The 13611-nt window shown below is 71.7% G+C and carries 15 protein-coding genes; 7 read left to right on the top strand and 8 right to left on the bottom strand.

Annotated features, from left to right (window positions below):
* Positions 1 to 96: 96 nt before the first annotated feature.
* Together HWD93_RS05410 and HWD93_RS05405 are read right to left on the bottom strand one after the other, a co-directional pair.
* Positions 97 to 3387 carry a DEAD/DEAH box helicase gene (locus HWD93_RS05410; RefSeq protein ID WP_261646264.1) on the bottom strand — a complete coding sequence of 1097 codons (3291 nt, stop codon included), beginning with the start codon at positions 3385 to 3387 and terminating at the stop codon, positions 97 to 99.
* 44 nt (positions 3388 to 3431) lie between these two features.
* Complete coding sequence (locus tag HWD93_RS05405) at positions 3432 to 4112, bottom strand: hypothetical protein (RefSeq protein WP_261646263.1); 681 nt, start codon at positions 4110 to 4112, stop codon at positions 3432 to 3434.
* Between the two features lie 87 nt (positions 4113 to 4199).
* Here HWD93_RS05405 and HWD93_RS05400 point away from each other — a divergent pair, with 87 nt between their 5' ends.
* Positions 4200 to 4505 (top strand): hypothetical protein, encoded by a 306-nt coding sequence (locus HWD93_RS05400; RefSeq protein ID WP_071301817.1) that lies wholly within the window; start codon positions 4200 to 4202, stop codon positions 4503 to 4505.
* A gap of 61 nt (positions 4506 to 4566) precedes the next feature.
* Complete coding sequence (locus HWD93_RS05395; protein ID WP_070418580.1) at positions 4567 to 5016, top strand: BLUF domain-containing protein; 450 nt, start codon at positions 4567 to 4569, stop codon at positions 5014 to 5016.
* A gap of 9 nt (positions 5017 to 5025) precedes the next feature.
* Here the strand turns inward: HWD93_RS05395 and HWD93_RS05390 are convergent, their stop codons facing one another.
* Complete coding sequence (locus HWD93_RS05390; protein WP_070418581.1) at positions 5026 to 6453, bottom strand: amino acid permease; 1428 nt, start codon at positions 6451 to 6453, stop codon at positions 5026 to 5028.
* A 139-nt stretch (positions 6454 to 6592) separates the two neighbouring features.
* Between HWD93_RS05390 and HWD93_RS05385 the strand changes: the two genes are divergently transcribed.
* Positions 6593 to 7081: a DUF427 domain-containing protein gene (locus tag HWD93_RS05385; RefSeq protein ID WP_261646262.1), complete on the top strand. Its 489-nt coding sequence runs from the start codon at positions 6593 to 6595 to the stop codon at positions 7079 to 7081.
* A 9-nt stretch (positions 7082 to 7090) separates the two neighbouring features.
* On the opposite strand, the gene HWD93_RS05380 is transcribed toward HWD93_RS05385, so the two are convergent.
* Positions 7091 to 7426 carry a hypothetical protein gene (locus HWD93_RS05380; RefSeq protein WP_261646261.1) on the bottom strand — a complete coding sequence of 112 codons (336 nt, stop codon included), beginning with the start codon at positions 7424 to 7426 and terminating at the stop codon, positions 7091 to 7093.
* 83 nt (positions 7427 to 7509) lie between these two features.
* On the opposite strand from HWD93_RS05380, the gene HWD93_RS05375 reads away from it, so the two are divergent.
* From HWD93_RS05375 to HWD93_RS05365, 3 genes are all read left to right on the top strand, one after another.
* Entirely contained in the window at positions 7510 to 7890 is a 381-nt protein-coding gene (locus tag HWD93_RS05375; protein WP_070418584.1) for a hypothetical protein, read from the top strand.
* Positions 7891 to 7988: 98 nt separating this feature from the next.
* Entirely contained in the window at positions 7989 to 8309 is a 321-nt protein-coding gene (locus HWD93_RS05370; RefSeq protein ID WP_139219841.1) for a hypothetical protein, read from the top strand.
* Positions 8310 to 8404: 95 nt separating this feature from the next.
* Positions 8405 to 8866: a hypothetical protein gene (locus HWD93_RS05365; protein ID WP_071296662.1), complete on the top strand. Its 462-nt coding sequence runs from the start codon at positions 8405 to 8407 to the stop codon at positions 8864 to 8866.
* An 8-nt stretch (positions 8867 to 8874) separates the two neighbouring features.
* On the opposite strand, the gene HWD93_RS05360 is transcribed toward HWD93_RS05365, so the two are convergent.
* Together HWD93_RS05360 and HWD93_RS05355 are read right to left on the bottom strand one after the other, a co-directional pair.
* Entirely contained in the window at positions 8875 to 9495 is a 621-nt protein-coding gene (locus tag HWD93_RS05360) for a hypothetical protein (protein ID WP_070418587.1), read from the bottom strand.
* Between the two features lie 116 nt (positions 9496 to 9611).
* Positions 9612 to 11087, bottom strand: a complete 1476-nt coding sequence (locus HWD93_RS05355) for an APC family permease (protein ID WP_071301823.1) — start codon at positions 11085 to 11087, stop codon at positions 9612 to 9614.
* A 138-nt stretch (positions 11088 to 11225) separates the two neighbouring features.
* Between HWD93_RS05355 and HWD93_RS05350 the strand changes: the two genes are divergently transcribed.
* Positions 11226 to 11651: a hypothetical protein gene (locus tag HWD93_RS05350; protein WP_261646260.1), complete on the top strand. Its 426-nt coding sequence runs from the start codon at positions 11226 to 11228 to the stop codon at positions 11649 to 11651.
* A gap of 138 nt (positions 11652 to 11789) precedes the next feature.
* Here HWD93_RS05350 and HWD93_RS05345 read toward each other — a convergent pair whose 3' ends face one another.
* Positions 11790 to 12407 (bottom strand): uracil-DNA glycosylase, encoded by a 618-nt coding sequence (locus tag HWD93_RS05345; protein WP_261646259.1) that lies wholly within the window; start codon positions 12405 to 12407, stop codon positions 11790 to 11792.
* Complete coding sequence (locus tag HWD93_RS05340) at positions 12404 to 13606, bottom strand: glycosyltransferase (protein WP_092387708.1); 1203 nt, start codon at positions 13604 to 13606, stop codon at positions 12404 to 12406. The genes HWD93_RS05345 and HWD93_RS05340 overlap by 4 nt, the downstream gene beginning before the upstream one ends.
* Positions 13607 to 13611 lie beyond the last annotated feature (5 nt).

Here is a 13611-nt window from a genome sequence, read left to right as displayed (position 1 = left end):
ATTGGCCGGTCAGGGTGGGCGCGACGCCGGAGCGCGCACCGTGCGCGTTCCGTCAGTCGGTGCTCCGCACCGTGCGCCCAGCGGCGCGCCCACGCGTCAGGCCAGCAGGGAGCGGATGTCGTCGGCCGTGAGGTCCTCGGCGAAGAGGGCGTCGTCGTCGATCATCGTCGCGAACAGCTCGGCCTTCTTCGCCGCGAGCGCAAGGACCTTCTCCTCGATGGTGTCCTCGGCGATGAACCGCTGCACGTTCACCGACCGGGTCTGGCCGATGCGGTGCGTCCGGTCCACCGCCTGGTTCTCGGCGGCGGGGTTCCACCACGGGTCGAGCACGAACACGGTGTCCGCCTCGGTCAGGGTCAGCCCGAAGCCACCGGCCTTGAGCGAGATGAGGAAGGCCGGGGCGGTGCCGTTCCGGAAGCGGTCGATGACCTCGGGGCGGCGCCTCGTCGAGCCGTCGAGGTACTCGTAGCCGACGCCCCGGTCGTCGAGCGCGGTGGCCACCCTGCGGAGGAACGACGTGAACTGGCTGAACACCAGGGCGCGGCGACCCTCGGCGGCGAGCTGTTCGAGCTCGTCGAGCAGCAGGTCGAGCTTCGCGGAGGACAGGTCCTCTCGCGAACCGTCGACCAGCGCCGGCGACAGCGCGAGCATCCGCAGCAGGGTCAGCGACCGGAACACGATCATCCGGTTCTTCGCGAGGTCGTCGATGAGGTCGAGGACCTTCAGGCGCTCCCGGTTCAACGTCGTCTCGTACAGGGTCCGGTGCGCGGGGTCGAGCGTCACCCGGACGACCTGCTCCTGCTTCGGCGGGAGGTCCGCGGCGACGCTCTCCTTCGTCCGCCGGAGCATGAGCGGCCGGATCCGCCGTCGGAGCCGCGCGGTGAGCTCCTGGCGGGCGGCGCCGCGGAGGTCCGGCGAACCGAGCGGCTTCACGTAGTCGTCCCCGAACCGCGACCACGACGACAGCAGCCCGGGCGCGACGATGTGGAACAGCGCCCAGAGGTCCGTCAGCCCGTTCTCGAGCGGTGTGCCCGTGATCGCGAACTTCACCGGCGCGCGGAGGTCGACCGCCACCCGGTGCGTCTGCGACTGCGGGTTCTTCACGAACTGCGCCTCGTCGAGCACGAGGGCCGCCCACGGCAGGTCGGTGTACGCCTGCGCGTCGAGCCGGAGCAGCGCGTACGACGTCACGACGATGTCCGACGCGGCAGCAGCGCGTGCGATGAGCCCGGGGTCCTTCAGCGTCGTCGCGCCGATCGTCGTGACGCGCAGCGACGGCGTGAACCGGGTTGCCTCGGCCGCCCAGTTGCCGACGACCGAGGTCGGCGCGACGACGAGGAACGGCGGCGCGTCCGGCGAGGACTCGCGCGCGGCGGCGATCGTCGTGAGGACCTGCAGCGTCTTGCCGAGACCCATGTCGTCCGCGAGCACCCCGCCGACCCCGTGCGACAGCAGGAACGACAGCCAGGCGTACCCGGTGTGCTGGTACGGCCGGAGCTCGGCATGCACCGAGTCCGGCACGAGCACCGACTCCGGTGGCGTGGCCCCGAGCAGCCCCGCCGCGATCGCCTCCCACCGCTCGTCGTGCGAGGTCTCGTCGGCCAACTGGTCGAACTCGGACCACAGCCCGGCCTGCAGCGGCGTCACGGTCATCGGCTGGTCGGGCTCCCACTCGTCGAGGTCGCGCGCCTCGTCGATGAGCTCCTTCAGCCGGTCGAACGCGGGGTCGGACAACGAGAGGTAGGAGTTGTCGATGAGCTTCATCCGCCGGTCCCGCTTCGCGAGCGCCCGGAGCAGCGGCGTGAACGGCACCTGCTTGCCGTTCACCGACACGAAGATGCCGAGGTCGAACCAGTCGTGCTTGTCCGACGGCATGGTCGTCACGCGGATGTGCGGCCGACCGGTCAGCCGTTCGTAGTCGACGCGTTCGCCCTGCACGACGGTGCGGACGCCGAGCGACGGCAGCTCCGGCAACAGCTCGTTCGCGAACACCGCGACGTCGGCGCCGTCGATCGTGCCGTCCTCGAACCACGCGAGTCCGCCGCCGGGTCCGGTCGGGCCGCCCGTGTCGTCGGCCGCGCGCAGCCCGGAGAGCTCCGGGAGGGGGCCGTGCAGCGCGACGGGGTCCTTCCGTCCGTCGACGTGCCAGCGCCACTGCAGGTGCACGCGGTCGTCCGTCCGGGGCGCCCGGGCCGGTTCGGACGTCGTCGTCAACACGAGTTCGGGCGGCGTGCGCTCGGGCAGCTCGACGGAGCCGTCGGCGCTGACGAGGCCGAGCGCGCCACGGAGCCGTGGGGACCAGTCGGCGAGGAACTCCGCGACTTCGGGCTCCGGAACGGTGATCCGGGCGCCGTCGACGAGCATGCGCCGCTGGTCCTCCGGCACGGGGGTGGTAGTCGGGGCGAGCGCGACGTGGAACTCGGGGCTCTCGCGGAAGACGTAGACGCCGTGGTCGCCGATCGTCCGGGCCGTGCCGGGAGCCGCCGGTCGGCCGTCGAGGATCGCGCTCGCACCGATCACGAGCCCGCCGTCCTGCCGGGCGACGTCGAGGAGCACACGCGCCTCGGCACCGAGCACGGCACCGCCCTCGCGCTTGCCGGTGACGAACACGATGCCGAGGGCCGGTGCCTGCGCGAGGAGCGGCCAGAGCAGCGGGCTGCCGAAGTCGTCGAGGTGGATCCAGTCGGCCTCGCCCGGGAGCCCGGCGAGCTGTCCGGCGCGGTGGAGCGCGGCGAACTGGACGAACCAGGCGTGCTGCTCGGGGGAGAGGCCGAGCCGGTTCATCGAGTAGGGGAGCGTGCCCCACGTCAGCTGCCCCCGAACCCAGTTGCCGGCGTCGCTGCGGGTCACCGGGCGGACGCCGAGTCGCACCGACCGCGAGGCCGTCGGCAGCGCGCGCCCGGCGGCTCGCGCACGCGAGGCGAGCCGGGCGGAGACCGCGTCACGCAACTCGAACTGCAGTCCCATGGGGGTGCCCTGCGGCTCGGCCACCTGCGCGTCGTCGCCGGCGAGGCGGGCGAGGTCGTGCCTCCAGTCCGAGGGCGGCGGAGCCGGCTGTTCCGGCTTCGGGCCGGCGGCCGCGGCGAGTGCGCGGGCGTTGACGGTGAGCAGGGCGGCGGCGACGTGCTTGCAGTCGCCGCCGAGCGGGCAGGTGCAGGTGCTGCGGACCGGACGGACGAACTCGCCGCGGGCCGGGGTGGTCTCGATGCGGAGTTCGTACGGTTCGTCGGCGGAGCCGGACACCGTGGCGGTGACGGTGCCGTCGTCGTCGTGCCAGACGACGTCGTCGACCAGGCCCGCCCGGGCGAGGTCCCGCGCGCGGCCGAACGCCTGCGGCCCGACGAAACGGATGACGTCGACGGCGTCGATCATCGGGGCGGCTGGCACGGGTCAATCGTGCCAGGTGCCACCGACCTCCGGCGCTCGCCGGGTCAGCGGATCGACCAGGTGCTGCCGGCGTTCAGCTGCAGGACGGACGGGCCCTTCGACAGGGTGATCCGCTTCGAGAGATCCTTGCCGGAGCCGTTGTCGCTGGCGGGGATGGTCTCGTAGTCGTTGCGGAGCAGGGTTTCGCGGAGCATGCACGTCGCGACTCGAGTCGTCGTGCACCGGAACTGCCGGGCGGCGGAGGAGCCCCAGTAGAGCATCACGTTGTCGCCGTGGCCCGAGGCGGTCAGGGCGGGGGCGCTCGAGACCTGGCTGAACCGCAGGGTCCACTGCCCCTTGGCCTCCACCTTGAGCGCGGCGGGCTTCCGCCACGAGTCGGTGCCGTAGGCGACACGGCCGGTGTACTTGCCGCCCTGGCCGATGGGGTTCGAACCGGTCGGGCCGCCCTTGCTGTTCAGCTCGTGCACCTCGAACCCGGTGTGCTCGGCATCCGCCGGGGTGAACGTCGCGACGATGATCCCGCTGCGGGCGTTCTGCGGGAGCACGATCGTGGCGTTCCGGCTGCCCGACTTCGTGAACGGGGTGAACGTGCCGTACTGGTGGTCGTACTGCGCCTTCATCGCTGCGGGCATCCCGGCGGCCTGCGCCGGCGCGACACCGACGAGGGACGACACCACGGCGGCGACGCTGACGACGAGTGCGGCGGTGAGGGTGGTGCGGCGCATGGGACTCCTGTCGGATCGGCGTTCCCGATGATGGCGTGCGGCGCCCGCGTGCGACAGACCCTGTCCGGGGGCCGCGATACTGGGTGGGTGACGACACTGCGAGGAGAACTGCGCTCGACCGCGACGACGGAGGCCGAGGGCAGCGGCGAGAACATCGAGGCGGCGCGCACGGCGGCGGTCGAGGCCCTGGACCTGCACGGGTTCGAGCTGCAGCAGGTGAACGCGGTCACGAGCAAGGCGACCGGCGAGACCACCGTGCGTGCGATCGCCCGTTCCAAGGAGACCAGGCCGCACGAGGCGACCGGGCAGACCTACGAGGAGGCGCTGCAGGCCTTCCGCGCGTCGGTCCCCGAGGGGTGGCAGGCCCAGAACATGCGCGAGATCCGGTCGTAGGACGTCCGGCGTCCCGTTCTGGGGGAGTCGCGGGCGCGCGGGAGCGGGCAGGATCGACGGCATGCTGCAGTCACTCGTCTACATGAGCGCGGCCACGGAGCCGTTCGACGACGACGCCCTCGACGAGGTGCTCGCCCACGCCCGCGCCCGGAACACCGCCGACGGTCTGACCGGGCTGCTCGTGCACCGCAACGGGCGGTTCATGCAGCTGCTCGAGGGACCGTACGAGCAGGTGTTGTCGACGTACCAGCGGATCCTCGCGGACGAGCGCCACGACGAGGTGCGGCTCCTCGCCGAGGAGTCCATCCACACCCGGCGCTTCCCGGAGTGGTCGATGGCGTACGACCGCGACGTCGAGGGCGCTGCGACGCCGGAGGGCTTCAGCGACTTCCTCACCTCGGGGGACCAGAGCGCCGACTCCGGCCGTTCCCGGGAGCTGCTGCGGTGGTTCCGCAACCACCCGATGGCCGACCCGACGGCGGCGAAGGGGAAGCACCGCCGGGACGCGTAGCCCGTCCGGTCAGACGATCGGCTTGCCCGTCGCCTCGCCGGTCGCCAGCTTGCTGTGCCGACGGGAGTAGCCGAAGTACACGCCGAGGCCGATCGCGAACCAGACCGCGAAGCGCACCCACGTCTCCCACTGCAGGAACGTCACGAGCCACAGCGACGCGATGACGCCGATGATCGGGATCACCGGCATGAACGGCAGCCGGAACTGCCGGTCGAGGTCGGGCTGGCGGTAGCGCAGCACGATCACGGCGGAGCAGACCACCACGAAGGCGAGCAGGATGCCGATGTTCGTCAGCTCGGCCACGACCCCGATCGGGAGCACGCCGGCCAGGATCGCCGACGCGATGCCGAGGATCCACGTGACGCGGGTCGGCACGTGGCGCTTCGGGTCGGTCTTCGCGAACCACTTCGGCATGAGGCCGTCGCGGCTCATCGAGAACCAGACGCGGCTCGCACCGAGCATGAACGTCACGAGCACGGTGATGATGCCGACGATGGCGCCGATCGCGATGATGTTGGCCACCCCGCCGAGGCCGACCGAGGCGAACGCGGACGAGAAGCCTGACGCGGGGTCGATGTCGGTGTACTTCTGCATCCCGGTGAGCACCAGGGTCGCGAGGACGTAGAGGACCATCGAGATGCCGAGCGACAGCAGGATCGCCTTCGGCATGTGCTTGCGGGCGTCGGTGGACTCCTCGGCGGCGGTGGACATCGCGTCGTAGCCGAACACCGCGAAGAACACCGTCGCGGCACCGGTCATCACGCCGCCGAAGCCGAACGGGAAGTATGGCGAGTAGTTCGCGCTGTTGATGTGGAACACGCCGAGCACGACGATGAGCACGACGAGTGCGACCTTGATGCCGACGGCGACGAACTCGAACCGTGCGGCGCTGCGGATGCCGCGGGTGAGGACGAACGCGGTGAGCAGGCACAGGATGATCGCGAACACGTCGATCACGTGGCCGTCGCCCGTGCCCGGTGCGCCGAGCATCCAGGCCGGCAGGTCGATGCCGAACTGGCCGACGAGGAACCCGACGTAGCCCGAGATCCCGATCGCGACGACCGCCACGATCGCCGTGTACTCGAGCAGCAGGTCCCAGCCGATGAACCAGCCGACGATCTCGCCGAGGACCGCGTAGCCGTACGTGTAGGCGCTTCCGGCCTTCGGGATGAGGCCGGCGAACTCCGCGTACGACAGGGCAGCGGCGGCGCTCGCGACACCGGCGACGAGGAAGCTGATGAGGACCGCGGGGCCGGCGACGCCGTTCGCGACCGTGCCGGCGAGGGTGAAGATGCCCGCGCCGATGATGCCGCCGATGCCGATCGCGGTGAGCTGCCAGAGGCCGAGGTGCCGTTTCAGGCCGCCGTCGCCACCGGTCTCGTCGTCGATCGTCTCGATCGGCTTCCGTCGGAAGAGGGTGCGTGTCGTCGTCGTCACGCGCCCACTCTGCACCCTGCGGGCGCCGCGCGTCCGCCGCGCCCTGCGCCCCGGGCGACCACGGACGGGGCGGGCCGGCGGGGCGGGGGCGAGCCGCGCCTCCAGGCCCGCGGGCAGGGAGGCGGCGTAGACGTGACCCATGCGCCGACCGAACCGTACCGAGCCCGCCCCCGGCCAGGAGTCCGTGTGGGACTACCCGAGGCCTCCCGCCGTGGAGCCGGTCCCCGAACGCGTGGTCGTGCGGCTCGGCGGCGAGGTGGTCGTGGACACGACGGACGCGGTGCGGGTGCTCGAGACCTCGCACCCGCCGGTGTACTACGTGCCGATGGCCGACCTCGAGCTCCGCCCGGCCGAGGGGTCGAGCATGTGCGAGTTCAAGGGCCGCGCGCGGTACTTCGACGTGGTGGGTGGGGACGTGGTCGCTCCGCGGGCGGCGTGGAACTACCCGACGCCCGAGCCGGGCTACGAGCAGCTGCGCGACCGGGTGGCGATCTACACCTCGGCGATGGACTCGTGCGAGGTCGGCGGTGAGGTGGTCCAGGCGCAGGAGGGGGATTTCTACGGAGGGTGGATCACCTCGCGGGTGGTCGGACCGTTCAAGGGTGCGCCGGGCACGCTCGGGTGGTGAGGGGCCGCGTCAGCGGTGGGCGTACGGCGTCCAGAACGGGGAGGGGAAGGCGCCGCCGGTCACGATGACGAGCAGCTGCCACACGAGCATCACGAGCCCGAGCACGCCGAGGACGATCCCGATCCACGACCAGACCCGCACGCCTCGTTGGGTCCGCCGAGCGATCGACAGTGCGCGCCAACCGCTGGCGATGCACGCGATGCCGAACACCGCACCGAGCACGACGTGCCGCCCCATCGAGGCCGCGGGGACGATGAACCCCATGTAGAGCGCCATCGGACCGAGCAGTGCGGCCACGACGGCGGGTGCTGCGGGTGGCTCGTGGTCGCGGGAGGCTGTTCCCATGCGTCCGAACCTAGCGGGGCGGTGGCGGTCCGGCACGCCGTGCGGCGCGTGCGGTGGCCGTCCGGCACGGGCACGATGGAGGCATGCGATCCTTCCTCCGCGTCCTGCTCGGCCTCGCGCTCGTCTTCGCCGGCACGAGCCACCTCACCTTCGCCCGGCAGGACTTCCGCGCCCAGGTGCCCGACTTTGTCCCGCTCGACGAGGACACCACGGTCCTGGCCTCCGGCATCGCGGAGATCGGCCTCGGCAGCGCCCTCGTGCTCGCACCCCGTCGCTCGCGTCGCTTCGTCGGCACGGTCGCGGCGCTCTTCTTCACCGCGATCTTCCCCGGGAACATCTCCCAGTGGCTGAACCGCCGCGACGCCTTCGGGCTCGACACGGACGTCAAGCGCATCGGTCGCCTGTTCGGTCAGCCGGTCCTCATCGCCTGGGCCCTCTGGTCCACGCGCGGGCGGCGAGGGTGATGGAAGCCCCCGTGGTCGCGGATCCGCTCGGGTCCGGTCCGGCGGCCTTCGGACGGGAGGCGCGACACCCCCTGGCAGGCGGCCGTCGCGTCGCGGACGTGGTCGCCACGGTCGTGCTGCTGGTGCTGTTGGCAGCGGAGTCGGTGGTCGCCGGTGGCGGGATCGTGTTCCTGTCGCTGGCGTTCAGCTCGTGCGGCGCTCCCGGCAACTCCTGCGACGAGACCCTCGGCGGCGCGGTCGTCTACGTCGGACCGGTGCTCGTCGCCCTCGTGCTCGTCGCGGCGCTCGTGGTGTGCGTGCTGCGACTGGTTCGCCGGCGGCTCTCGTGGCCGTTCGCCCTCGTCGGCATCGCGGCCGTCGTGGCGGTGTTCTTCGGCGCGATCCTGCTCGTCGACAGCGCGATCACCCACGGCATCTGAGGGTCGTTCCTCCACAGGGCGGCCCCGCGCGGCGGTCGTCCACAGATGGGCGTCTGGTCGCCGTGCGGTGCGGTGGTGTCGGCGACGCTGAGGGCATGCCAGACACCGACATGCTCGACCGCCTCATCCGCACCCCTGCCCGCACCGACGACGACGTGGTGGACCTCGTGACCGCGCTCGTCGAACGCCCGATCACCCGGCAGTGCTGGGTGCTCTTCCTCGACGAACGGGCCGTGCCGGTGTCGTTCGTCATGCCGATCTCCGACCTGCCGTGGCAACCCGACGAACACGTCGAGGACTTCGCCGCGCTGGTGGGCGACGTCCTCGTGCAGGTCGGCGCGGCCGAGGTCGTGCTGGTCTGGGAACGCCCGGGGGAGTCCCGGCTGTTCCCGGTCGACTGGGAGTGGGTCGACGCGTGTGCCTGCGCGTTCGAGGAGCACCACGTCCGGCTCCGTGCGCAGGTGGCAGTGCACACCGGCGGGGTCGCGATCGTGTCGCTCGACGACGTCGAGCCGGTCGAGCCGGTGGACGACGGTCCGCTCCCGCTCGCCTCGTGACGTGCGGGTCAGCCCTGGGGTGCGGTGTCGGGGACGGTCTCCCCGGTGAGGCCCTCGACGACGGACTTCGCCTCGGGCCAGAACTTCGCGTAGTGGTCGGGGTCCGAGTTGATCTGGACGGCATGTGCCATCTGGGTCGGGGTCATGGTCTTCCACCCGGGGATCTTCACGAGCTTCGTGTAGAACATCGACGCCGCGGTGTACGGGTCCATCCGCTGCTCGTACGTGCCCCAGGCGCCGTTGTCCCGCTGCTGGAAGAGCCCGCGGCTGTCGGGTCCGGCGGCGTCCCCGTGGTCGAGGTTCACCAGGCTCGACTCCCCGATGGCGGTCATCACGCCGACCGCCTGGGTGTGCGGTCCGATGCCCATGGCCTGTGCGGCGCTGATGACGTACGCGGCGTTGACCAGGCGGTCCTGGCAGAACCCGCCGACGGGGCCCGCGGGGACGACGATGCCGCCGATCGTCCTCGTCGCGACGTCCGGGCAGGTCGGGGTCGGGTCCGCGACGACACCCTTGGCGGCACCCGTCAGCGAGTTCACCGCGATGACGATGACCACCACGACGCCGATGCCGATCGCGACGACGCCCGCGCCGAACACCGACGCGAGGGTGATGCCGACGCGGCGCATGGCGGGTCCTCTCGAGCGGGGCGGGTCAGGCGGAGCACGAAGAGGCTACGTGCGCCGCCTGGGAACCGCACCCGCCCGATCGGGGGTGTCCGAGGACCGGCTCGGTCGTTCGCTGGTCAGACGTCGCGGTGGTCGTGGTCGTGCGTCTGCGCCGGCTCGTTCGGGCGCTGGACCTTCGTCGGTTCGGTGACGAGGCCGGTGGGCGCCTTCTCGGTCTGCTTCCGCCCGTGGGTGAACCACGTCACGATCCACAGCAGGATCCCGAGCGCGAGCAGCGCGCCCGCGATCTGGTACTGCTGCGGGTCGCGGCCGGACGAGAAGGGCAGCACGAGCCACAGGCACGTGACGACACCGATGATCGGCACGATGACCCCGGCCCGGAAGTGCTTGTGGTCGACCTTGTCGCGGCGCAGCACCAGCACCGACGCGTTCACGACCGCGAACACCGACAGCAGCAGGAGCGAGGTGGTGCCGCCGAGCACGACGACGATGGGGGAGTCGGGGTCGAGCGAGACCCACCCGATCAGCAGCAGCGAGATGAGCGTGGTGAAGACGATCGCGGTGGACGGGGTGCGGCGGGCCGGCGAGACCTTCCCGAGGAAGCCGGGCAGGACGCCCTGCTTGCTCATGCCGTACAGCAGCCGTGACGCCATCATCATGTTGATCAGCGCGGTGTTGGCCACGGCGAACATCGAGATGAACGGCAGCAGGTCGGCGATCGGGAAGTCCGGCGCGGCCGTCTGCACGACGGTGACGAGCGGCGTCTCGTTGCCGGCGAGCTCACCGATCGGCACGACCGCCACGGCGCAGATGGACACGAGCACGTAGATCACGGCGGTGATGCCGAGCCCGGTGAGCATGACCTTCGGGAAGATGCGGGAGGGGTCCTTCGTCTCCTCGGCCATGTTCACCGAGTCCTCGAACCCGACCATGGCGAAGAACGCCAGCGACGTGGCGGTCGACACCGAGAGCAGGAGCGACTTGTCCTCCGGCGTGTCGAACATGACCACGCGTGAGAAGTCCGCGTTGCCGCCGGCGATCGCCCAGAACCCGATGAGGATCACCATCACGAGACCGGACAGCTCGACCAGGGTGAGGACGACGTTCGTCTTCACGCTCTCGCTGACGCCCCGGAAGTTGATCGCCATCACCGCGAGCATGAAGCCCATCGCGATGAGCATCACGACCGCGTTCGGCAGCTCCAACCCGAAGCCGGCGCCGAGGTTCGCCGCGAACGCCCGCGAGGCCGTCGACGCCGAGGTGATGCCCGAGCACATCACGATGAACGTCACGATGAAGGTGACGAAGTGGATGCCGAACGCCTTGTGGACGTACAGCGCCGCACCGGCGGTCTGCGGGTACTTCGTGACGAGCTCGAGGTACGAGAACGCCGTCAGCAGCGCCACGGCGAACGCGATGAGGAAGGGGAGCCACGCTGCTCCGCCGACCTCTGCCGCGACCTGACCCGTGAGCGCGTAGACGCCCGTGCCGAGGATGTCCCCGACGATGAAGAGCAGGAGGAGTTTGGGACCGATGACCCGCCGGAGCTCTGGCTGCTCCTGTTGCGGGCGCTCTGTGTTGGTGGTGGCCATGCGTCAGCCTGTTCCGCTTCGGGTCATCCTGTCCAGTCTCACAGGCAAATCGCCGCAGATCGCAACATGCTCGTGCCCCGTCGGACACGTGCCACCGCCCCTGGCCGCTCTCGGGTGGCGACGGCTACGCTCCGAGCCATGCACGACGAGACGAACACGACCGAGGAACCCGTGGAGTTCGCCGACTTCAACGCGAAGCTCCTCGTCCTCGACGTGCTCTGCTACGACCTCGACGTCCTCCAGCCCTACGCCGGGGACGACGACGAGAGCGACGAGGACCTCGACATCGAAGGGCAGGACGACCGTGCGCGCGAGTACTACGACGACCTCGACCTCCTGCCGTCGCAGCTGTCGCTCGTCACGGAGCTGACGGTCGACTCCGACCTCGAGGTCCTGCAGGACGTGCACCCGGGGTGGGACGGCTCGGACGACCGGTACGACCCGCAGAACTGGGACGACGTGCTCGACCTGCCGGCGCTCGGCACGGTGTACGCCGCGGCACCGCTGCCCGCGCACGTGGTCGAGCGGCTCGCCGCGAAGGGCGTCGAGGTCCGCTCCGCCTGAGCCGCGGGTGCCCCGCTGCGCTGCCGGTTCCGTTCGTCGTCGCACAACGCAAGCGCGTCCGAACCACGCCGATCCCCGGTTCCGATGCACTTGCGTTGTGCGACCGCGCCGAGCCGCCGCGCGGCCGCGCCCGCGCGCTCAGCGGCGGAGCGCCAGCACCTGCTCCGTGAACTGCGCGGCCCCGCCCTGCGCCGGGTGCCGCACCGCCACGGCGTCGATCCCCGCCAGCGCCAACGCCCCCTGCGCCTTCCGCCCCACGGCGACGACCCGGACGTCGTCGCCGCCCGGACCCGCCCGCATCGCATCGAGCAGCGCGAGCGCGACGGGCGCGCCCTCCCGGACCTCGGCCGGCCGTGGCGTCCGGTTCGTCAGCCGGTCCGGGGCGGCGAACGGGTGGTGCGGGAAGATCGCCCACGTCATCGGGAGCGCACCGTGCCACGACGCCAGGGCAGCCTGCACGACGCGGGAGGAGGCCTCCCACGGGGCGGTCGGCTCCGGCGGGACGAGGTAGTCCGGCCCGAGCTCCCGCATGCTCGTGAACGGCACGCCGGTGTTCGTCATGCCGCGCCAGCCCGGGGCCTCGGCGACGAGGAGCGTGTCCGCCCGGGCCCCGACGGTCGAGAGGTACCGCTCGAGGTTCGCCCGACGCAGCCGCCCGGCAGCGGTCGACACGTCGTACAGCGCCTCGGCGTCGTCCGCGACCGGCACGGCGTCGAGCGCTGCCCAGAACGCGTCGAACCGCCCGCCCCCGGTCACGCGCGTCCCAGCACCCGGCGGTACACGTCCTCGAGCCCGGCGGCCGAGCGCTCCCAGCTGAGTCGCTCCGCGTGCTCCCGTCCGGCCGCGGCCAGCGACGCCGCGTACGACGCGTCCGTCAGGATCCGCTCCGTCTCCGCCGCCCAGACGGCCGGGTCGCGGGACTCGAGCACGACCCCGGTCTCGCCGTCGACCACGGCCTCACGCAGTCCTCCGGCAGCGGCGGCCACGACGGGCACCCCGGACGCGGAGCCCTCGAGCGCGACGAGGCCGTACGTCTCCGAGTGCGACGGGACCAGCACGGCTGCCGCGCCGCGGAACAGGAACGCCAGGTCGGCCCGCGACTGCGGACCGACGAACGTCACGCGGTCGGCGATCCCGAGGCGGGCCGCGAGCCGACGCAGTTCGTCCACGTAGTCACCCGCCTCGCTCGAGGCGTCCCCGGCGATGACGAGGGTGGGTCGCGCCTCCTGGCTGATGCCGGCGATCGCCTCGATCGCGAGGTCCAGTCCCTTCAACGGCTGCACCCGCGCGGCGGCGACCACGTACGGGACGTCCGCGCGGCGGGCGCCGGCGGCGGACGGACGGAACACCGACCCGTCGACGCCCGGCGGCACGATCCAGATGCGCCCGGTCTCGCCGCCGAGCCGCGTGCGGACGGTGTCGGCCTCGGCCGAGGACACGACGACGACCGCGTCGGACTCGTGCGCGAGCATGCGCTCGCCGGCCATCCGTCCGTCGGACTCCGGGCGTTCGCCCTCGGACAGCGGCGTGTCGCTGTCGGCGGCGATCGAGTGGAAGGACTGCACGTGGGGGATGCCCCGCTCACGGGCCACGGGGAGTGCAGCCGCGCCGGAGAACCAGTGGTGCGAGTGGAGCACGTCGAACGGGCCGAGGTGCTCGAGCTCGCGGCGGAACGGCTCGATGAACGCGTCGTGCTCGCCCTTGGGCACCGGCTCGGCCGGCCCTGCCGACAGGAACCGCAGGCAGACGCCCGGCACGAGCGACACCGAGTCCGGCTGCGTCGGCGACGAGCGGCGCGTGATGATGTCGACGTGGTGGCCGCGGTCCGCGAGGGCCTCGGCCTGGTGGCGGACGACGACGTTCATGCCGCCGACCTCGCCGGAGCCGGGTTCGTCGCCGGGGGAGGTGTGCAGCGACACCAGCCCGATGCGCAGGGGTTCGGTGGTGGTGCTCACCGCGC

The sequence above is a fragment of the Curtobacterium sp. C2H10 genome, assembly GCF_025407985.1.
GTDB lineage: Bacteria > Actinomycetota > Actinomycetes > Actinomycetales > Microbacteriaceae > Curtobacterium.
Note: the sequence above shows the minus strand (reverse complement) of the source record. Positions and strands in the feature narration are given on the sequence as shown.